Origin of the sequence: Rhodococcus wratislaviensis, assembly GCF_900455735.1 — a bacterium.
Classification (GTDB): Bacteria; Actinomycetota; Actinomycetes; order Mycobacteriales; family Mycobacteriaceae; genus Rhodococcus_F; species Rhodococcus_F wratislaviensis.
Window position 1 is genome coordinate 13,710 of the sequence record NZ_UAUI01000004.1, and the last position, 19,986, is coordinate 33,695.

Annotated in this window: 21 protein-coding genes; 11 read left to right on the plus strand and 10 right to left on the minus strand. The window is 68.1% G+C overall.

Going from position 1 to position 19,986, the window contains the following annotated elements; genetic code table 11:
- Positions 1-72 precede the first annotated feature (72 nt).
- From glsA to DTA22_RS08305, 4 genes are all read left to right on the plus strand, one after another.
- Entirely contained in the window at positions 73-1,881 is a 1,809-nt protein-coding gene (glsA, locus tag DTA22_RS08290; RefSeq protein ID WP_112299162.1) for a glutaminase A, read from the plus strand.
- Positions 1,882-1,977: 96 nt separating this feature from the next.
- Positions 1,978-2,940, plus strand: coding sequence for a daunorubicin resistance protein DrrA family ABC transporter ATP-binding protein (locus DTA22_RS08295; RefSeq protein ID WP_037232368.1), 963 nt, complete (start codon positions 1,978-1,980; stop codon positions 2,938-2,940).
- On the plus strand, positions 2,937-3,776 hold the full coding sequence (locus tag DTA22_RS08300) for an ABC transporter permease (RefSeq protein ID WP_112299163.1): 840 nt from the start codon (positions 2,937-2,939) through the stop codon (positions 3,774-3,776). The genes DTA22_RS08295 and DTA22_RS08300 overlap by 4 nt, the downstream gene beginning before the upstream one ends.
- A gap of 2 nt (positions 3,777-3,778) precedes the next feature.
- Positions 3,779-4,435 (plus strand): SIMPL domain-containing protein, encoded by a 657-nt coding sequence (locus tag DTA22_RS08305; protein WP_112299164.1) that lies wholly within the window; start codon positions 3,779-3,781, stop codon positions 4,433-4,435.
- Here DTA22_RS08305 and DTA22_RS08310 read toward each other — a convergent pair.
- The 3 genes from DTA22_RS08310 to DTA22_RS08320 all read right to left on the minus strand — a co-directional run bounded on the left by DTA22_RS08310 (position 4,432) and on the right by DTA22_RS08320 (position 8,248).
- Positions 4,432-4,890 (minus strand): MarR family winged helix-turn-helix transcriptional regulator, encoded by a 459-nt coding sequence (locus tag DTA22_RS08310; RefSeq protein WP_037232643.1) that lies wholly within the window; start codon positions 4,888-4,890, stop codon positions 4,432-4,434. The two genes, DTA22_RS08305 and DTA22_RS08310, sit on opposite strands and share 4 nt — an antisense overlap.
- Before the next feature lie 81 nt (positions 4,891-4,971).
- The gene (locus DTA22_RS08315; protein WP_112299165.1) at positions 4,972-6,240 is read right to left on the minus strand and encodes a class I SAM-dependent RNA methyltransferase; all 1,269 of its coding nucleotides are present in this window, start codon (positions 6,238-6,240) and stop codon (positions 4,972-4,974) included.
- 13 nt (positions 6,241-6,253) lie between these two features.
- Entirely contained in the window at positions 6,254-8,248 is a 1,995-nt protein-coding gene (locus DTA22_RS08320; protein WP_037232378.1) for an APC family permease, read from the minus strand.
- 162 nt (positions 8,249-8,410) lie between these two features.
- Between DTA22_RS08320 and DTA22_RS08325 the strand changes: the two genes are divergently transcribed.
- The gene (locus DTA22_RS08325; protein ID WP_037232387.1) at positions 8,411-9,076 is read left to right on the plus strand and encodes a potassium channel family protein; all 666 of its coding nucleotides are present in this window, start codon (positions 8,411-8,413) and stop codon (positions 9,074-9,076) included.
- A gap of 48 nt (positions 9,077-9,124) precedes the next feature.
- Positions 9,125-9,784: a potassium channel family protein gene (locus DTA22_RS08330; RefSeq protein WP_037232390.1), complete on the plus strand. Its 660-nt coding sequence runs from the start codon at positions 9,125-9,127 to the stop codon at positions 9,782-9,784.
- A 215-nt stretch (positions 9,785-9,999) separates the two neighbouring features.
- Here the strand turns inward: DTA22_RS08330 and DTA22_RS08340 are convergent, their stop codons facing one another.
- The gene (locus tag DTA22_RS08340; RefSeq protein WP_112299166.1) at positions 10,000-10,680 is read right to left on the minus strand and encodes a DUF3159 domain-containing protein; all 681 of its coding nucleotides are present in this window, start codon (positions 10,678-10,680) and stop codon (positions 10,000-10,002) included.
- Between the two features lie 28 nt (positions 10,681-10,708).
- Positions 10,709-11,086, minus strand: coding sequence for an OB-fold nucleic acid binding domain-containing protein (locus tag DTA22_RS08345; protein WP_005240856.1), 378 nt, complete (start codon positions 11,084-11,086; stop codon positions 10,709-10,711).
- Between the two features lie 136 nt (positions 11,087-11,222).
- Between DTA22_RS08345 and DTA22_RS08350 the strand changes: the two genes are divergently transcribed.
- Complete coding sequence (locus tag DTA22_RS08350; RefSeq protein ID WP_037232394.1) at positions 11,223-11,936, plus strand: alpha/beta fold hydrolase; 714 nt, start codon at positions 11,223-11,225, stop codon at positions 11,934-11,936.
- A 23-nt stretch (positions 11,937-11,959) separates the two neighbouring features.
- Here DTA22_RS08350 and DTA22_RS08355 read toward each other — a convergent pair whose 3' ends face one another.
- Both DTA22_RS08355 and dut read right to left on the minus strand, forming a co-directional pair.
- Positions 11,960-12,832, minus strand: coding sequence for a DUF3710 domain-containing protein (locus tag DTA22_RS08355; protein ID WP_112299167.1), 873 nt, complete (start codon positions 12,830-12,832; stop codon positions 11,960-11,962).
- A 2-nt stretch (positions 12,833-12,834) separates the two neighbouring features.
- Positions 12,835-13,356 carry a dUTP diphosphatase gene (gene dut, locus DTA22_RS08360; protein WP_174233774.1) on the minus strand — a complete coding sequence of 174 codons (522 nt, stop codon included), beginning with the start codon at positions 13,354-13,356 and terminating at the stop codon, positions 12,835-12,837.
- Between the two features lie 86 nt (positions 13,357-13,442).
- Between dut and DTA22_RS08365 the strand changes: the two genes are divergently transcribed.
- Positions 13,443-13,913 carry a DUF3093 domain-containing protein gene (locus DTA22_RS08365; protein WP_005240851.1) on the plus strand — a complete coding sequence of 157 codons (471 nt, stop codon included), beginning with the start codon at positions 13,443-13,445 and terminating at the stop codon, positions 13,911-13,913.
- 46 nt (positions 13,914-13,959) lie between these two features.
- On the opposite strand, the gene DTA22_RS08370 is transcribed toward DTA22_RS08365, so the two are convergent.
- Entirely contained in the window at positions 13,960-14,262 is a 303-nt protein-coding gene (locus DTA22_RS08370) for a DUF4193 domain-containing protein (RefSeq protein WP_005240850.1), read from the minus strand.
- Between the two features lie 480 nt (positions 14,263-14,742).
- Between DTA22_RS08370 and cei the strand changes: the two genes are divergently transcribed.
- Entirely contained in the window at positions 14,743-15,432 is a 690-nt protein-coding gene (gene cei / locus DTA22_RS08375; protein WP_112299168.1) for an envelope integrity protein Cei, read from the plus strand.
- A gap of 7 nt (positions 15,433-15,439) precedes the next feature.
- Here the strand turns inward: cei and DTA22_RS08380 are convergent, their stop codons facing one another.
- On the minus strand, positions 15,440-16,342 hold the full coding sequence (locus DTA22_RS08380; RefSeq protein ID WP_052033201.1) for an inositol monophosphatase family protein: 903 nt from the start codon (positions 16,340-16,342) through the stop codon (positions 15,440-15,442).
- Positions 16,343-16,498: 156 nt separating this feature from the next.
- Here DTA22_RS08380 and ppgK point away from each other — a divergent pair, with 156 nt between their 5' ends.
- Together ppgK and DTA22_RS08390 are read left to right on the plus strand one after the other, a co-directional pair.
- A complete protein-coding gene (ppgK, locus tag DTA22_RS08385; RefSeq protein ID WP_112299169.1) occupies positions 16,499-17,251 on the plus strand; it encodes a polyphosphate--glucose phosphotransferase in 753 nt (250 codons plus the stop codon).
- Positions 17,252-17,372: 121 nt separating this feature from the next.
- Positions 17,373-18,746 carry an RNA polymerase sigma factor gene (locus DTA22_RS08390; protein ID WP_005569767.1) on the plus strand — a complete coding sequence of 458 codons (1,374 nt, stop codon included), beginning with the start codon at positions 17,373-17,375 and terminating at the stop codon, positions 18,744-18,746.
- 63 nt (positions 18,747-18,809) lie between these two features.
- On the opposite strand, the gene DTA22_RS08395 is transcribed toward DTA22_RS08390, so the two are convergent.
- Complete coding sequence (locus DTA22_RS08395; RefSeq protein ID WP_037232403.1) at positions 18,810-19,982, minus strand: cation:proton antiporter; 1,173 nt, start codon at positions 19,980-19,982, stop codon at positions 18,810-18,812.
- Positions 19,983-19,986: the final 4 nt, after the last annotated feature.

The following is a 19,986-nucleotide window of genomic DNA, read 5'->3' on the forward strand; positions in this document are numbered from 1 at the left end:
CACACAATTGTGACGCCGGACGGGCCCCTCGGAACACCCGACAGCGTCGTCAACAGCCTCTAGGGTCGACTCATGAGCACCGTCGTGGACGCGCTGATCGGGAACGTCTTCGCCGCGACCCGGGAGAACCGCAGCGGCGAGCTCGCCGACTACATTCCCGAACTCGCCGCGGTCGCCCCCGACTCGTTCGGAATCTGCATCGCCACCGTGGACGGCTACGTCTACGAGGTCGGCGACACCCGCCTGCCGTTCACGATCCAGTCCATCTCGAAACCGTTCACGTACGCCTTGGCGCTCGCCGACCGCGGGTCCGCCGCCGTCGCGGAGAAGATCGACGTCGAACCGTCCGGGGAACCGTTCAACGAGATCAGCCTCGACCCGCGGACGGAACGACCGCGCAATCCCATGATCAACGCCGGGGCGATCACCGCGGCGTCGCTGGTGGCCGGGCCGGACCTGGACACCCGGTTCGAACGGATCCGGGCCACGTACTCGCGGTACGCGGGACGGGACCTGACGTTCAACCGGTCGGTGTACGAGTCCGAGTCTCGGACCGGGCACCGCAACCGGGCCATCGGCCACATGCTGCGCTCGTTCGACATCATCACCGGCGACCCCGACGAGGCGGTCGACCTCTACTTCCGCCAGTGCTCCATCGACGTGACGTGCCGGGACCTGAGCGTGATGGCTGCGACGATGGCGAACAACGGCGTCAACCCCGTCACCCGGGAGACGGTGCTCGAACCGGCCCTCGTCGAGCGGGTCCTGAGCGTGATGTCGACGTGCGGCATGTACGACGCCGCAGGCAAGTGGGTGTACGAGGTGGGGTTGCCTGCCAAGAGCGGCGTCGGCGGCGGCATCATCGCGGTCCTGCCGGGACAGATCGGCATCGCCGTCTACTCGCCGCGCCTCGACGAGCACGGCAACAGCGTGCGCGGGGTGGAGGCGTGCCGGGCCTTGTCGGCCGAGTTGGAGTTGCATTTCCTTCATGTCACCCGTGCCGCCCGTTCCGCGATCCGTGCCAGTTACTCCGTCGTCGACAGTCCGTCGCGGATGCGGCGCACTCCCGCCGAGCGGGCCGCTCTCGACGACGTCGGCAAGCGCAGCCGGATCTACGAGCTGCACGGGGACCTGCTCTTCGCCGGTGCAGAGTCCGCGGTCCGCGAGATCGGCGGGGTCGAGACCGAACTCGAGGTCGTGGTGGTCGACGTCCGGCGGGTGGACGACGTCGGCGGCATCGCGGGCCGCATGCTCGACAGTCTGCGCGACGAACTCACCCGTCGCGGCTGCGCTGTCGCTCTCGTCGATCCGGCGGGCATGCTGGGCTACACGCATTCGGATCTCAGCGGTACGAGTGGCCGCGTGTTCGCCGACCTCGAAGCCGCACTGCAGTGGTCCGAGGACACCCTCCTCGATCGACACTGCGCCACCCTTCGCCAGCCGGCAGCGATCGACGTCGCGCAACATCCGGTGCTGGCCGGGCTTCGACCGGAGCAGTTGCGGCGACTCACCCGCGACTTCGATATCCGCACGTTCGCTCGCGACGAGCAGATCATCCACCGGGGCGACAAGGCCTGCGGGCTGTTCCTGATCCTGTCGGGCCGCGTCAGCATGAGAGTCGCCGATTCCGGGGGCGCCGTGTACCGGATCATGACCCTGTCGACGGGCATGACCTTCGGCGAGATGACGATGCTGCTCGACTTGCGCTTTCTCAATGACGTGTGCGCCGACTCCGAGGTCACCGTCGCCGTACTCCCCGCGGACCGGTACGCCGACATGGCCGCCACCGAGCCCGGACTCAAACTCGCTCTCCTCGAACGACTGGCCGCCGGTGCCTACGAGCAACTCGACGTGATGCTGCGGTCGCTGCTGCGGCCCTGATCGAGGAATTCACGGGAAATCCGATTGCCCGAATCGGAAAAATCGGACAGGCTTGGGGCTCGGAATCGACGACGCTCGAATCGAAAGCAGGGTGCAATGCTCACAGCGGACAAGCTGGCCATCGAGACGACGGGACTCGTCAAGACATTCGGATCCACCCACGCGGTCGACGGTCTGGATCTGGCCGTCCCCCTCGGGGGCGTGTACGGCGTACTCGGACCGAACGGCGCGGGCAAGACCACCGCGATCCGGATGCTGGCCACGCTCCTGCCCCTCGACGGTGGAACGGCCACCGTGCTGGGGCACGACGTCGCGAGCGAGCCCGACGCCGTGCGCAGCAAGGTCTCTCTCACCGGACAGTTCGCCTCGCTCGACGAGGATCTGACGGGCAGCGAGAATCTGCTGCTGCTCGGCCGGCTGTACGGGTACACCCGCGCGGCGGCGCGTACCCGGTCCGAACAGTTGCTGACCGCCTTCGGGCTCGACGAAGCAGGCAACCGGCAGGTGAAGAACTATTCCGGCGGCATGCGCCGGAGGCTCGACATCGCGGCCAGCATCATCGTCACTCCGGAGATGATCTTCCTCGACGAGCCCACCACCGGTCTCGACCCCCGCAGCCGCAACCAGGTGTGGGAGATCGTCCGCGCACTGGTCGCCGGCGGAACGACGGTGCTGCTGACCACGCAGTACCTCGACGAGGCCGATCAACTCGCCGACCGGGTGGCCGTCATCGACCACGGCAAGGTGATCGCCGAGGGCACCACCGGCGAACTGAAGGCCTCCGTCGGATCGGGTGCACTGCACGTGCGGGTCACCGACATCGCGACCCGTCCGGCGGCGGCGGCGCTGTTGCGGGACGTGCTCGAGGTGCCGATCACCGAAGAAGCCGATCCGGCCGCACTCACCGCCCGTATCGACGACCCGGCCCGGGTCTCGCGGGCGCTGCCCGCACTCGACGACGCCGGAATCGCCGTCAGCACATTCGCATTGGGGCAACCGAGCCTCGACGAAGTCTTCCTCTCCCTCACCGGCCGACCCACCGAGGAGCATGCCTCATGACCTCCACCACCGACCGGACCGCCGACACCGCCACCGCTGTCGCCGACGTCCTGAAGATGCCCGGCCCGAGGCCCGCGCGACCCACCGCGTGGTCCACGTCCCTCTCGTTCGGCTGGCGGGCTCTGCTCAAGATCAAGCACGTCCCCGAGCAACTGTTCGACGTGACGATGTTCCCGATCATGTTCACGTTGATGTTCACGTACCTCTTCGGGGGTGCGCTCGCCGGTTCGACCAGCGCCTACGTCCAGTTCCTGTTGCCGGGCATCCTCGTGCAGACGGTCGTCATGATCACCATGTACACCGGGCTGACGCTCAACAAGGACATCGAGAAGGGGGTGTTCGACCGGTTCCGGTCGCTCCCGATCTGGCGTCCCTCCCCACTGGTGGGCGCGCTGCTCGGTGACGTCGTCCGCTACACGATCGCCTCGATCATCGTCCTGATCCTGGGGCTCGTGCTGGGGTTCCGCCCGGACGGCGGGCTCGTCGGTGTGGTGGCGTCGATCGGCCTGCTGCTGCTGTTCTCGTTCAGCCTGTCCTGGATCTGGACGATGTTCGCGATGCTCATGCGGACCGAGCAGGCCGTCATGGGCGTCTCGATGTTCATCCTGTTCCCGCTGACATTCGCCAGCAACATTTTCGTCGATCCCGCGACCATGCCGGGCTGGCTGCAGGCGTTCGTCGGCGTCAACCCGATCAGCAAGCTGGTGACATCCATTCGCGGGCTCATGGCCGGGACGGTGGAGATGGCGGATCTCGCCATCGTGTTCGGGTGGTGCGCCGGGTTCGTGGTGATCTTCGGACCGCTCACGATGCGCCTGTACAACCGTAAGTCGTAACGGTGGCGACGACCGATCACGCCGAGAGATCGGTGACGGTACGGGGATCCGGAATCGTCTCGGCGGTTCCGGATCTCGTCCGCGCCACCGTCACCGTGACCGCGACACGTGCCGCGGTGGCCGAGGCGTTCGAGGCCGTCGCCCGGTCCACCACTGCCGTCACGGACACCCTGCGCGGGTACGGCGTCTCGGGGCCCGACCTCGCGACCACCGGGCTCTCCGTGCATTCCGAGACCACCTGGACCGAGGGCCGGGGCAGCGAGGTGACCGGCTACACCGCCGCGACGACGCTGCAGATCACCGTCCGCGAGGCCGGAGCGTCCGCATCGTCACCGGCGCAGGTGGTGGCGGCCTGTGTCGGCGCGGGCGGCGACGCCATCCGTCTCGGCGGACTCGAATTCGACTTCTCCGATCCTGCCGCGCTGACGGCGACCGCCCGGGACCGGGCCTGGGCCGATGCTCTCGCCAAGGCGGAGCAGTACGCCTCGCTGTCGCGTCGTGTGCTGGGCGAGGTGCTCGACGTCTCGGAAGTCGACATCGGTGACGTGTCCCCGCGGCCGGTCGCGAAGGCGTTCGCGGCGGCCGACTCCCCGATCGCCGTCGAACGCGGCGAGAAGCCGACCCGAGTCGACGTCCGGGTGCGGTGGCGTCTCGCCTAGACCCGGGGGCCCCGCTGCTGGACCGACGCGGAGAACGTGTCGTTGAGCTGAGTCAGCGACGTCACCGCCGCCAGTGCCTGTTCTTGCGACCAGCCTTCGAGCATGCCCCGCAGCCGTTCGGCCCGGCGCTCGGTCGTCTCGCGCAGAATGTCCATCCCGTTCGGCGACACCCGAATGCGGGAGGCACGCTTGTCGTGGGGGTCGGCGGCGCGCGACACGTACCCCGCGTCGACCAGTTCGGAAATCTGCCTGCTCAGCGAGGACTGGCTGACGCACAGGTCGGCGGCCAGTTCGTTCTGGCGGCACTCCCCCCGGGCGGCGAGCACGAAGAGCACGCTCGTCAACGCGGGCGGGATCGGGGTCTCGCCGCTCGCGGAGACGACCGCCCGCAGTGATCGCCCGAGTGCGAACACCGCATCGACGAGCGCTTGCGCAGTATCTGCCTGTACCGACATCCAGTCCCCGTCCCACACACCCACTACTTGCGGGCCGACTATAGCGTTTTGTTGCGTTCGGTAAACATCGATGCGCCGGTGTCAGCGCGCCAGCAACGCAATGCACTCCACGTGGTGGGTGAGAGGGAACGCATCGAACGCGCGCAGCTCGTCGACATGATATCCCTGCGCGAGGTACAGACCGATGTCGCGGGCGAACGACGCCGGGTCGCACCCCACGTGCACGACCCGTTCGGCGCCCGCGGCGGCGACCGCCTCGATCACCTCACGTCCCGCACCCGCACGCGGCGGATCGAGCACCACGACCCGTGGCGGGGAGGCGAGTCCGGAGATCGCGCGCTCGACCCGATCCGCGTGGAAGCGTACCTGCGGGAGGTCGGAGAGCGCGGCCTTCCCGTCCGAGACGGCCTGGCGCGAGGACTCGACGGAATCCACGTGACCGGCCGGCCCGGCACCGTGGGCGAGGGCGGCGGCGAACACACCCACTCCCCCGTACAGGTCCCATGCGGTGTCGCCCCCGGACATCCCGGCCCATTCGGAGACCACCGCCGAATACGTCTCCGCGGCCCCGCGATGCGCCTGCCAGAACCCGGTGGCGGCCAGCGCCCATTCGCGGTCGCGCACCCGCTCCACCGGGCGGCCCGATCCGACGACCACCCGCTCGGCGCGTGGCGCACCGCTGGCAGCGCGGCGGGCCATGGCACCGCGGCGCCCGGGACTCGTGCGGCCGGTCCGCGACACCTTCGGCGGAGCGATCTCGACCACGTGCCGCTCCCCCGCGCCGTCGAGAACGATCTGCACCTCGCTGCCGGGCTTCCAATCATGCTCGCGCACACCGTCGTAGGCGGACGACTCGATCTGCGGGCACGCGAGGTCCGTGACGATCCCGGAACTGCGGTGGCGGTGATAGCCGGGGCGGCCGTCCGGGTCGACGGCCAGCCGTACCCGCGTGCGCCAGCCGGTGCCGTCTCCGGTGCCGGGCAGTTCCTCGACGTCCACTTCCCACTGCAATCGCGCGAGCCGAGCCAACTGCTCGGACACGACCTGCGCCTTCATGTCCCGCTGCACGTGCAGGCTCGCGTGCGAGAAGTCGCAACATCCCGCGCCACCCGGACCCGACACCGGGCACACCGGGGTGACCCGCTCCGGGGACGCGTCGAGGATCTCGACCGCGTCGGCCCGGCAATAGGACCCGCCGCGGTCCTCGGTGACGAGGGCGATCACCCGCTCGCCGGGTAGTCCGTGCCGGACGAAGACCACGCGGCCCTCGTGCCGGGCGACGACGAAACCGCCGTGCCCGGGATTTCCCAGCCGCAGTTCGAGGCGGCGGTCCGACCAGTTCTCACTCAACGCTTCTCACCCGTCACTTGTCGTCGGGTTCGTAGCCGCGGCGTGAGGCCCCGGCCGTGTATTCGATGTTCAGTGTCTTCGCCTTCTCGGACGAGTTCAGTTGCCACGGAACGCTGGTGACCATCACACCCGGCTGGAACAGCAGGCGGCTCTTGAGCCGCAGCGCACTCTGGTTGTGCAGGATCTGCTCCCACCAGTGCCCCACCACGTACTCGGGGATGAACACGGTGACGACGTCCCGCGGTGAGTCCTTCCGGACGCGCCGCACGTAGTCGAGCACGGGTTTGGTGATCTCGCGGTACGGCGACTCGATCACCTTGAGTGGCACCGCGATGTCACTCTTCTCCCACTGGCGCACGAGTGCCCGGGTGTCGGGTTCGTCGACGTTGACCGTGATCGCCTCGAGGGTGTCCGGCCGTGTGGCCCGGGCATAGGCGAGCGCGCGCATGGTCGGCATGTGCAGCTTGGAGACGAGGACGATGGAGTGAGTCCGGCTGGGCAGCACCCCGTCCCATTCCTGTTCCTCGAGCTCCCGGGCGACGCTGTCGTAGTGCTTCCGGATCATCTTCATCACGACGAAGATCGCGACCATGGCCACGATCGCGATCCAGGCGCCTGCCGCGAACTTCGTGATGAGCACGATGATCAGGACGGCGCCGGTCATGGCGAGGCCGATGGAGTTGATCACCCGGGAGCGGTGCATCCGCCGGCGCTGAGCCGGGTCGTTCTCGGTCTTCAGGTGCCGGGTCCAGTGCCGGATCATGCCCGTCTGGCTCAGCACGAACGAGACGAACACGCCGACGATGTACAGCTGGATCAGCTTGGTCACCTCGGCGCCGAACAGGACGACGAACGCGATCGCGGCCCCGGACAGGAACAGGATGCCGTTGCTGAACGCCAGGCGGTCTCCACGGGTGTGCAGCTGACGGGGCAGGTAGCGGTCCTGCGCGAGGATCGAGCCGAGCACGGGGAATCCGTTGAAGGCCGTGTTGGCGGCCAGCACGAGGATCAGGGCCGTCACGATGGCGATGAAGTAGAAGCCGATGGGGAACCCGCCGAACACCGTCTCCGCGATCTGCGCGATCAGCGTCTTCTGGTGATACCCGGCGGGGGCACCGATCAGCTGTTCGGCCGGGCTGTGCGCGTACACGATCCCGATCTTCTGGGCCAGGATGATGATGCCCATCAGCAGCACGATGGCAATGGATCCCAGCAGCAGCAGCGTGGTGGCCGCGTTGCGGGACTTGGGCTTCTGGAACGCGGGAACACCGTTGCTGATCGCCTCGACACCGGTCAGTGCCGCACAGCCGGAGGAGAAGGCCCGCGCGATCAGGAACGCGAACGCGATCCCGTACAGGTGGGAGTCTTCTGCCTCCAGCTCGAATCCGGACGATTCGGCGCGCAGGTCGTCGCCCAGCACGAAGATCTGGAAGAACCCCCATAGCAGCATGAGCGCCATGCCGGCGATGAACGCGTATGTCGGGATCGCGAAGGCAGCACCGGATTCACGGATGCCCCGCAGGTTGATGGCGGTCAGCAGCACGATGGCCGCGACCGCGAACAGCACCTTGTGCTGGGCCACGAACGGCACCGCCGAACCGATGTTGGACGCGGCCGACGAGATGGAGACCGCCACCGTGAGGACATAGTCCACCAGGAGGGCGCTACCCACGGTCAGGCCCGCGTTGGGACCGAGATTGACGGTCGCGACCTCGTAGTCGCCGCCGCCCGACGGGTAGGCGTGCACGTTCTGCCGGTAACTGGCGACCACCACCGCCATCACCGCGGCGACGGCGAGTCCGATCCAGGGGGTGTAGGCGTAGGCGGAGATGCCCGCCACCGACAGCACGAGGAAGATTTCCTCGGGGGCGTAGGCCACCGACGACATCGCGTCGGAGGCGAAGACCGGGAGGGCGATCCTCTTGGGAAGCAGCGTGTGCCCGAGCTTGTCGCTCCGGAAGGGTCTGCCTAGCAGTAGCCGCTTTGTGGCGGTCGAGAGCTTTGACACTGCCAAAGCGTAAGCCGTCCGCAGAAAACCTGGACCCTCACCCACCAATGTGTCCGGATTGCGATCTCTGTCTCGGTTGCTCTTCCGCCTGGGCACTGTACGGTTCGATTCGGTACGCACGTACTCGAGACGTGACGCCAGAGCCCATGAACGGAGTACAAGGTGTATGTGGTCATCATGGGATGCGGCCGGGTCGGCTCATCCCTCGCTGGCTCGCTGACCCGGATCGGCCACGAGGTCGCGGTCATCGACCGCGACCCTGCCGCATTCCTGCGTCTCGAACCCGACTTCCCCGGCCATACCGTCGTCGGGATGGGGTTCGACCGTGATGTGCTGGTCAAGTCCGGTATCGAGCGCGCAGAGGCATTCGCCGCGGTGTCGTCCGGAGACAACTCCAACATCATTTCCGCGCGTGTGGCCCGGGAGACGTTCGGCGTGGAACGCGTCGTCGCCCGGATCTACGACGCCAAGCGTGCCGCCGTGTACGAGCGGCTCGGGATCCCCACCGTCGCGACCGTCCCGTGGTCGACGGACCGCTTCCTGCACACCCTCACCCGCGACAGCCAGACCGCCAAGTGGCGCGATCCGTCCGGAACCGTCGCGGTCACCGAGTTGTCCCTGCACGAGGATTGGATCGGCAGACCGGTCGCCGAACTCGAGGCCGCGACGAATTCGCGTGTCGCGTTCATCATCCGCTTCGGCACCGGCGTCCTTCCCGACCGCAAGACCGTCTTCCAGGCCGACGACCAGGTGTACATCGCGGCTGTGTCGGGAACGGTGGCCGAGGCCGTCGCGCTCGCGGGCAATCCCCCGCCTTCGGACAACTGAGACGGCAGTGAGAATGTTCACGATCGACCACCCGAACGGAAGCAATCGATGAGAGTCGCAATCGCAGGAGCCGGCGCAGTCGGACGCTCGATCGCGCGCGAACTGGTCCGCAGCGAACACGACGTCATGCTGATCGAGCGCAAGCTCGAGCACGTCGAGCAGGAGTCGGTGCCCGAGGCCACCTGGGTCCACGCCGACGCCTGCGAGCTGAGCAGCCTCGAGGCCGCCTCCCTCGAAACCTACGAGGTGGTGATCGCGGCCACCGGTGACGACAAGGCCAACCTGGTCCTCAGCCTCCTCGCGAAGACCGAATTCGGGGTCAGCCGTGTGGTCGCCCGCGTCAACGACCCCCGCAACGAGTGGTTGTTCGACGAATCCTGGGGAGTCGACGTCGCCGTCTCCACCCCCCGGATGCTCGCCTCACTGGTGGAGGAGGCGGTGTCGGTCGGCGACCTCGTGCGGCTGATGACGCTGCGCCAGGGGCAGGCCAACCTCGTCGAGGTCACGCTGCCCGACAACACCCCGCTCGCCGGGAAACCCGTCCGCAAGCTGCAATTGCCCCGCGATGCCGCACTGGTCACCATCCTCCGCGGCGGACGGGTCATCGTGCCGCAGCAGGACGATCCGCTCGAGGGCGGCGACGAACTGCTGTTCGTCGCGTCGGTGGACGTCGAGGACGACCTGCGCACGGCCGTCGGGCTCTCCTGACCCGGCAGGGACCGATCGACACCCGGGATCCGTCGAGTACCGCCGCAACACCCGAGAGCACCGTCGTCACCTGCGGGTGCACCCGGTGTGCCTTTACGTCATGACATTCGCGTCGAAGCATCCCGAGTACCAGGACCTCGTGGCCTGATCGGTTCGGCGACTTCGTCTCCGCCACAACCGGTCTGCGCCCCCGCGGTCCCCGCCGAGGGCCGCGCTCAGGTGCGGCCGGGCTCGTCGCGGGGGCCGCCCGCTTCCGTGTCGTCCGTCGGCTCGACGGCGTCGTCCGAGGGTCCCGGTTCGACGATCCGGTCTGCCCGGCGCACAGCCCAGATCGTCACCAGGAGAGCCAATCCCGCCAGCGGCCAGCCCATCGCGATGCGCGCGAACGCGAGCCAGCCGGTCTGGTCCGAATCATAGAGTTGCGACTGCACCAGGTACCGGGCCGCGAACACCAGCGCCCAGGCGGCAGTGGCCACGTCGTAGGCACGTACCGCGCCGCGATGGCGCCGCCAGAGGTTGCCGTGGCCGTTGAGGAATCCCCAGATCAGGCCGACGAGCGGCCAGCGCACCAGAATCGAGATCAGGAACACCGCCCCGTACGCGAGGCTCGTGTAGATCCCGAACAGGAAGTACCCTTTGGCATCGCCCGTGCGGTAGGCGATGAACGCGGAGATGCCGACACCGAAGAACCCGGACACCGCGGGCTGGATGGGGCTGTGGCGGACGAGGCGCCAGACGAGAATGGCAACGGCGACACCGAGGGCCGCCCAGATCGCCGGACCCAGGCCCCACACACCGTTGACCGGAACGAAGACCAGGATGGGCAGGGTCGAATAGATCAGCCCGCTGATCCCACCGAGCTGTTCGAGTATGGATTGCTGCTTCGTTTCAGTCACTCAACGAGAGTGCCACACGAGACGGCCGCTACGATTCGCCGCGCAGCTCGTAATACGGGTTGAAGATCACCTTCTGGCCGTCGCGTTCGCCGACACGGCCACGAACGAGCAGGGTCTTCCCCGGCTCGATGCCCGGAATTCTCCGTCGGCCGATCCACACCAACTTGATCTGTTCCGTGCCGTCGAAGAATTCGGCTTCGATGCTGGCGTTCCCGGACTTCGGACAGGCTTCGACACTACGGAGCCGTCCCAGCATGGTGACCTCTTCGCCGCGGCTGCAGTCGCAGGCACGTTGTGCGCCGGACGCCTGAGACGTCTCGGCCATTTCCTCGGCGTCCAGCTGCTCGAGGTCCTCGGTGAGCCTGCGAGTCAGCCGACGAAAATATCCTGCCGTGGCGGGTGCCATTGCGCGCTCCTGGAGCATGTGCGACGCGAGATCTTCGCGCCGCTCGTAGGGCTGTGTATTCGCCACTGTAGACCCATTGGTTCCCGTCAACCACACCACCGGAAGAGCGCTGTGACGGACGAGGCAGGATCATCTCATGCCCTCTGATGATCGGCCGTCCGTGGCCGTTGTGCTCCCGGGTACGGGATCCGACGCGGACTTCGTGGCCCGCGCCTTCACCGAGCCTCTGACCTGCCGTGGAGTTCACACGGCCGCAGTCGAACCCGATCCCCGTCGAGTCGTCGGAAGCTACGTCGACGCGCTCGACGCCGCGGCCGCGCAGCACGGGCGGATCCTCGTCGGCGGGGTCTCCATCGGGGCCGCCGTGGCGCTGCAGTGGGCAGGATCACACCCGGATCGCGTCGCGGGGGTTCTCGCGGCGCTGCCCGCGTGGACCGGGACCGCCGCGGACGCTCCCGCCGCCGCCAGCGCCCGGTTCACCGCGGCCCGGCTGCGGGCGGACGGCCTCGAACAGGTCACCGCCGAGATGATCGCCTCCAGCCCGGCATGGCTCGGCCGGGAACTGGCGAAATCCTGGCGATCGCAGTGGCCGCACCTTCCCGCCGCGCTGGACGAGGCGTCCGAGTACCACGCCCCCGGTGTGGGCGACCTCGAGCGCATCACGGCGCCGGTGGGGATCGCTGCCGCCACCGACGACGCCGTGCATCCCCTCGAGGTCGCCCGCACGTGGTCCGAACGACTACCGCACGCGGGCCTCGTCACGGTGTCGCTGGACGAGATCGGCGCCGACCCGGCGGTTCTCGGCTACGCCACCCTCAGTGCGCTCGACTCGGTCCTGCACACGACCTGAGCCGCGAATCTCGGGGGCCGGGATCAGCGACCGAGTTGCTGCATCGCCGAACCCGATTCGCCGCGACGTTGCTGCGGCTGAGCCGGGGCTTCCGCGGGCGGCGCCTGCTGTTCGCCCTGCGGACCCGCCGGAGCCGGCTGCTGCGGAGCGGGCTGCTGCGGAACGGCACCCTGCTGCTGCGCCAACTGCTGCTGGTGTGCGGCGGCCAGCTGCTGGGCGAGGGCCTCGGGCAGGACCACGGGCAGCGGGGTCCGCACCGGGTTCGGCTCGTTTCCCCGCTTCACGACGGTGTCGCGCAGGATCGCCCTGGCGGTCGCGACGAGCTCCGAGTCGGCCGTGTTGCCGCCGCTCGGTCCCGCGACCACACAGCGCACCATCCACCGGTAGCCGTCGACGCCGATGAAGCGCAGGTCGGCGTTCGGGGTGACGGCGAAGACCTCGCGCCCCCACGGTCCGCTCTCGACGCTCACCGTCGCGTTGTCGTTGCGCAGCGATTCGGCGAGGTCGCCCGCGACTTCCCGCCACTGGCCGGGAGACTTCGGGGCGGCATACGCCGCCACGGTGATGCGCCCGTGCTGGGTGACGAGATGCACAGCCTGCGGCGAACCGTCCGGCGCCATCTCTACCTGCAACTGGGCGCCCTGGGGCATCGGCACGAGGACCGAACCGAGGTCGAGGCGGGTACCCACCTCACCGACGGTGAGATCGGCGCCCGACTCGAGGTCGTCGGCGTCGTACGGACCGCCGTCCACCTCGGTCACGGCGTCGTAGTCGTCCTCGTAATCCGCCTCCTCGTAATCCGCGTCGCCGTCGCCGGCCGCAGCGTCCGTCTCGGCGTCCTCGAAGAAACCGGACCGGTCGTCCTCGGCTTCGTTCTTCTTACGACGTCCGAACATGATCAGACTCCTTCACTGGCATTGCCGACAAGGCTGGCGTGGCCTCCGCTCGACCCGTGCCCGTCACTGCCGCGGGTGGTGCCGTCGAGCGACTGGACCTCGACGAACGACACCAGTTCGACACGCTGCACGAGAAGCTGGGCGATCCGGTCGCCCCGGCGGATCTCGATCGGGGTCTCGAGATCGTGATTGATCAGGCACACCTTGATCTCGCCGCGGTACCCGGCATCGATGGTGCCGGGGGTGTTGACCACCGACAGACCCGATTTTGCGGCCAGCCCGGATCGGGGGTGGATCAGCCCGACCGTGCCCAGGGGCAGCGCGATCGCGATGCCGGTTCCGACGAGGACTCGGCGCCCCGGCTCGATGGTCACGTCGATGGTGCTGCACAGGTCGACACCGGCGTCGCCGTCGTGCGCACGCCGCGGGACCGGAATGTCGGGGTCCAGCCGCTGGAGGGCGACGGGCGGAAGGGCGGGGGTCGCGGCGGGAGAAAGGCCGGGAGATAGGTCGCTCACGTGCACCGAGCCTACTCTCAGACACCGACTATCCTGGTCGGGTGTCACAAACGTCCCGGCCCGAAGTCGCGCCCACCGATAACACCTCGCCCGTGCTGTACTCCGAGCGCCTGTGGGTGCCCGTCTGGTGGTGGGCAGTGGGCTTGTTCGTCGCCGGTCTGCTCGCCGCGGAGGTGCACATGGGTGCGCCGGGACTGCGCGCGTGGCTGCCGTACGTCCTCCTGCTCCCCCTGCCCGTGTGGGGCCTCGTCTGGCTCAGCCGTCTCCGCGTCGAGGTCGTGGAGGAACCGAACGGTGTCCACCTGCGGGTCGGACAGGCGCATCTGCCGCTGGACGTCATCGCGCGGGTCGCCGAGGTTCCCGGTTCGGCGAAGAGCGCGGCTCTCGGTCGCCAGCTCGACCCCGCCGCCTTCGTGCAACACCGGGTCTGGGTCAAGCCGATGGCATTGATCGTGCTCGACGACCCCGAGGACCCGACCCCCTACTGGTTGATCAGCACACGACGGCCGGCCGAGTTGCTGGCCGCCGTCAACCGTGCCCGCCCGCAGGCGGACGGAGACTGATCGGACGGTGGGCCTCCCACCGTCCGCCTCTCGTACTCGCCGCCGCTCAGGCCGCGCAGTCCCTGCACACCAGCACTCCGCCCGCGTCGCTGGCGAGCCGGCTGCGGTGGTGCACCAGGAAACAGCTCGAACACGTGAACTCGTCGGCCTGCTTCGGAACGACCCGCACCGAGAGCTCTTCACCGGACAGATCCGCGCCGGGCAGTTCGAACGATTCCGCGGTGTCGGACTCGTCGACGTCGACAACAGCCGACTGAGCCTCGTTGCGTCGCGCCTTCAGTTCCTCCAGCGAATCCTCCGAAACCTCGTCGGACTCTGTTCGCCGCGGTGCGTCGTAGTCAGTTGCCATGTCGCCTTCCCCTCATCCTCTTCCGTGTATCCCGGCCCGTGCGGTACGTCGAACCGATTGCCGGTCGACCGCCCACACGAAAACCGCCTCGGCGCAGATCACACCCTGCGGCTGCACAACGCTGCAGCGGATGGGTTCGTGCCCGGAACCAGGCCCCGGAAACATGATCTACGCCTCTTTTGTCATCTATTGCCGACCCTCGTTCTGCACTCTTTGAACGACTGGGGCCGCCAGACAGTAGCCGAAGGAAGTACAAAAGTCGTAACCGAATCGACCGATCGCGCAAATTGTCTGCTAATCGTCACCAACACCACAGCAAGCTGTGACATTCCACAACGGGGACGGGTTCGGGGTTATGACGTGCCAGGGATCTAAGGTAGGTGCCGAACCTGCGCCACGACGTGTGGCCGGGCCCTGTATCGGTGCGCTGTACGGGTGCAACGTACGAAGCGCAGTTCGTAGGAGAGGTCGAGGCACACTGTGGTTTCACTGATCACCGAAGGCAGCCCGCTCGACGACAAGGGTCGTCCGTTCCGGCGGCGGCGGGCGATGCCGATCCTCGTGGTGTTCGCCGTCCTCGCCCTGCTCGGCGCCGTCGTGTGGATCGGCGTCCTCGGCGACGACGAGGATCTGGCCACCACCGTCGACTGCAACCCTCCGCAGCCGGCCGCGCAGCCCGTCGACCCCGCCGCCCCGCCGCAGCAGGCACTGGGCGAGAAGGTCGACGGTTCGACCCTGCGGGACGTGGAGCCTGCCGCGCTGTCCGCCACCAAGGTGCGCGTGTTCAACGCCAACGGCGAGCACGGCCAGGCGGCGCAGGTGGCCGCACAGCTCAGCGACTACGGGTTCGCGAGCGCACCCGACGTCCAGGCGGGCAACGACCCGGTCTACGTCGACCAGAACATGCAGTGCCAGGGGCAGCTGCGGTTCGGCCCCGACGGCGCCGCCGCCGCGAGCGCGCTCTGGCTGGTGGCCCCGTGCGCCGAACTCATCCAGGACACCCGCACCGACGACACGGTCGACCTCGCCCTCGGCACCTACTTCCGCAAGATCTCGCCGAACACCGACGCCGAAGAAGTCCTGCGGTCCCTGAAGGATCCGCCGCCCGGAACCCAGCCCGCCCCCCTCGACATCGACCTCCTCAAGGCGGCGCGCACCGCCCGCTGCTGACCGGCGGTCACCCTTCCGGGATCGGGGCATCCACCCCGATCTCGGCGAACAGCGCGTCCAGCGCGTCCGCGATCCCGGGGGCCGCGGCCACCACCACGTCGCCGTCCGCACTCGACGTCTGCGGGGAGGGGATTCGCACGCGGGCCCCCGCCTCGGTGGCGATCAGCGACCCCGCGGCCCAGTCCCACGGGCTCAGCCCGTGTTCGAAGTGGGCGTCGACACGGCCGGCGGCGACCATGCACAGATCGAGGGCCGCCGAGCCGATCCGGCGGATGTCCCGCACCCTCGGCAGGATGTCCGCGATGAGGGCGCCCTGCGCCTCGCGCCGCGCGGCGCCGTACCCGAATCCGGTGGCGAGCAACGCCATCGACACGTCGGTGACCGGGTTGCACCGGAGGTTGCTCACCCGTCCGTCCGCGTCGGTGAGGGTTGCCCCGCCGCCGCGTGCCGCCGCGTAGGTCGATCGGGCCGCCACGTCGACGACGGCCCCGGCGACGGACACGCCGTCGATCTGGGCGGCCACGGAGACGGCGTACGCCGGGACGCCGTACAGAAAGTTCACGGTGCCGTCGATCGGATCCACGATCCACCGCACCTCGGCGGCGGAATCCTCCTCTCCCCCACCTTCTTCGCCGAGGATCGCGTCGCCGGGGCGAAGCTCCGCGAGCCGGTCGCGGATGACCTGCTCGCTCTCGGTGTCGACCACCGTGACCGGGTCGGTCGGGGTGCTCTTCGACGCAACGGAATCGCCGGATCCCGCTCGCTTCCCGACGTTTCCGAAGACCTCGGGCCGTCGCGCCCGAACGTGGGCGGCGGCTTCCTCGGCCACCGCCACGGCGACCTCGAGCAGTCGCCGGGGATCGGTGCCGACATGGCCTGGCGCGGACTCTGAACTCTGGGCTGCATGCACCCACCCATCGGAACACACTTTCGCTGCCTCACACCACCGCTGACGTTTCGCACAGCTGGTGTCATCGCCCACCGAACACGCGCCGACACACTAGTGTGACGGACAGCAGCAGAGCGCCGGAGAACACGTCGTCGTCGACACGAAGGAGCACACGCCATGACCAAAACGGGGTTCGGTGTCGACGTCGGAGGCAGTGGCGTCAAGGGTGGCGTCGTGGATCTCGAGACTGGCCAGCTGGTCGGGGACCGCATCAAGCTTCTCACTCCCCAGCCTTCCACTCCGGAGGCGGTTGCGGAGACCGTCGCCGAGATCATCCGCCAGGCAGAATGGAACGGACCGGTCGGTATAACCCTGCCGAGCGTCGTCACCGGCGGTGTGGCGCGATCCGCCGCCAACATCGACAAGAAGTGGATCGGGACGGACGCCCGCGCGTTGTTCTCCGACGCACTCGGCGGCCGGCTCGTCACCGTCCTCAACGACGCGGATGCCGCGGGGATAGCGGAGGACGCGCTCGGCGCCGGCAAGGACGCGAAGGGGGTCGTCATCCTCCTCACGTTCGGCACCGGCATCGGCTCGGCGATCCTCCACAACGGCGTCCTGCTCCCCAACACCGAGTTCGGGCACATGGAGGTGGACGGCAAGGAAGCCGAGCACCGGGCGGCTTCCTCGGTCAAGGAGAAGAAGGATCAGTCGTACAAGGAATGGGCCGGCGAGGTGAGCCGTGTCCTCACCCGCTTCGAGAACCTCCTGTGGCCGGATCTGTTCATCGCGGGCGGCGGAATCAGCCGGAAGAACGAGAAGTGGATCCCGCATCTGACCAACAGGACACCCGTCGTACCTGCTGCGCTGCTGAATACGGCAGGCATCGTCGGTGCTGCGCTCGCAGTGGAAACGGGCATCGCTCCGTAACTAATTCGGATGGGTCGTTACAATGGAAGAGCCCGGCTGCGCGCCGGCGAAACCAGTAGACCTCTCCGCCGGATGACCACTCTGGCGTGACGCCGCACGACACCGTCACGAAAGGGCGTACGTGGCAGCCACCGATACACGTCAGACTGCTGATTCGACTTCGGAGTCAGGACCGGAAGCACCAGTCGGAGCGGCAGCCACCGGCACTGCTCCGGCAGCCGAGGAAGCTCCCGCGAAGAAGCCGGCGGCCAAGAAGGCTCCCGCCAAGAAGGCAGCAGCGAAGAAGGCTCCCGCCAAGAAGGCGGCAGCCAAGAAGGCGGGCGGCAAGAAGGCCACGGCCGGTAAGGGCGCGGACGGCGAGGACGTCGACGAAGACTCCGCCGACATGGAAGACATCGACATCACCGAGGGCGACCTCGCCGAGGTCGAGTCCGATGTCGTCGAGGTCGTCGCGGTCGGCGAAGACGAGGAGACCGAGGAGCCGTCCGAGAAGGACAAGGCCTCCGGCGACTTCGTGTGGGACGAGGAGGAGTCCGAAGCGCTCCGCCAGGCCCGCAAGGACGCCGAACTGACCGCGTCCGCCGACTCGGTCCGTGCCTACCTCAAGCAGATCGGCAAGGTCGCCCTCCTCAACGCCGAAGAGGAGGTCGAGCTCGCCAAGCGGATCGAGGCCGGGCTCTACGCGACCCAGATCATGCAGGAGCTGTCCGATTCCGGCGAGAAGCTCCCCGCCGCCCAGCGCCGGGACATGAGCTGGATCTGCCGCGACGGAAACCGCGCCAAGAACCACCTCCTCGAGGCGAACCTCCGCCTCGTCGTGTCGCTGGCGAAGCGCTACACCGGCCGCGGCATGGCGTTCCTCGACCTGATCCAGGAAGGCAACCTGGGCCTCATCCGTGCCGTCGAGAAGTTCGACTACACCAAGGGCTACAAGTTCTCGACCTACGCCACGTGGTGGATCCGTCAGGCCATCACCCGCGCGATGGCCGACCAGGCCCGCACCATCCGCATCCCGGTGCACATGGTGGAGGTCATCAACAAGCTCGGCCGCATCCAGCGTGAACTCCTGCAGGACCTGGGCCGCGAGCCCACTCCCGAAGAGCTCGCCAAGGAAATGGACATCACGCCCGAGAAGGTGCTGGAGATCCAGCAGTACGCTCGTGAGCCCATCTCCCTCGACCAGACGATCGGCGACGAAGGCGACAGCCAGCTCGGCGACTTCATCGAGGACTCCGAGGCCGTCGTGGCCGTCGACGCCGTGTCGTTCACCCTGCTGCAGGATCAGCTGCAGTCGGTGCTCGAGACGCTGTCCGAGCGTGAAGCGGGCGTCGTGCGCCTGCGCTTCGGCCTGACCGACGGACAGCCCCGCACCCTCGACGAGATCGGCCAGGTCTACGGGGTCACGCGTGAGCGCATCCGTCAGATCGAGTCCAAGACCATGTCGAAGCTGCGCCACCCGTCCCGGTCCCAGGTGCTGCGCGACTACCTGGACTGACGAAACACACCTCGATGCCCCCGGACTCCGAGCGAGTCCGGGGGCATTGTCGTCTGCGGCCCGCTACGCGCTGGTGCGAACCCGGATCCAGACACCTGCCACCGGTTCGACCACGCGGGCCGCCACCGGGCCGATGACGGCCATCAGGAGGACGTACGCGGTGGCGAGTGCCACGAGTTCGCTCTCCACCGCTCCGGCCGACAACGCCAGGCCGGCGATGACGATCGAGAACTCGCCGCGCGCGATCAACGCGACTCCGGCCCGGGCCCGGCCCAGCCGCCCGACGCCCTGTTGTTTCGCCGCCCACGCGCCGGTGATCATCTTCGTCAGCGCCGTGACGACGGCGAGGAGGACGGCCCAGCCGAGCACCGGCGGGATCGCACGGGGATCGGTGTTGAGCCCGAACACCACGAAGAACATCGCCGCGAACAGATCACGGAGCGGTTCGAGGACACGGCTCGCGTTGTGGGCGGTCGTACCGGAGATCGCGATCCCCAGGAGGAACGCCCCGACCGCGGCCGAGACCTGCATCGCCGAGCTGATCCCCGCCACGAGGAGTGCGGCACCGAGCAGTTTCAGGAGCAGGGTCTCGCTGTCCGGGCTGTCCAGCAGAGCGGAAACATAGCGGCCGTACCGCAGGGCGATCACGAGGACGACCGAGATCACGACGAGGGAGATGCCCACCGCCTCGAGTCCACCGGCGAAACTGACGCCGGCGAGGAGGGCCGTCAGAATCGGTAGGTAGACGGCCATCGCGAGGTCCTCGAACACGAGAATCGAGAGCACGACCGGCGTTTCACGGTTACCGAGCCGACCCAGGTCGCTCAGCACCTTCGCGATGATGCCCGACGACGAGATGTAGGTGACGCCGGCCATCACGACCGCGCCGGTGGTCCCCCACCCCAGCATCAGGGCGACGACCGCCCCGGGCGCGGCGTTGAGGACGGCGTCCACGACACCGGCCATCCACGACCGTCGCAGCCCGGTGACGAGTTCCGACGCGGTGTATTCGAGCCCGAGCAGAAGCAGGAGAAGAACCACCCCGATCTCGCTCGCCAGGTGACTGAACTCGCTGATGTCGCCGAGGTTGACGAATCCGCCGCTGCCGAAGCAGAGTCCGCCGAGGAGATAGAACGGGATCGGCGACATGCCGAATTGAGCGGCCAGACGGCCCAGCAATCCGAGCGCGAAGAACACCGCGCCCAGTTCGATGAGCGCGAGCGTGGTGGTGTTCACGGGA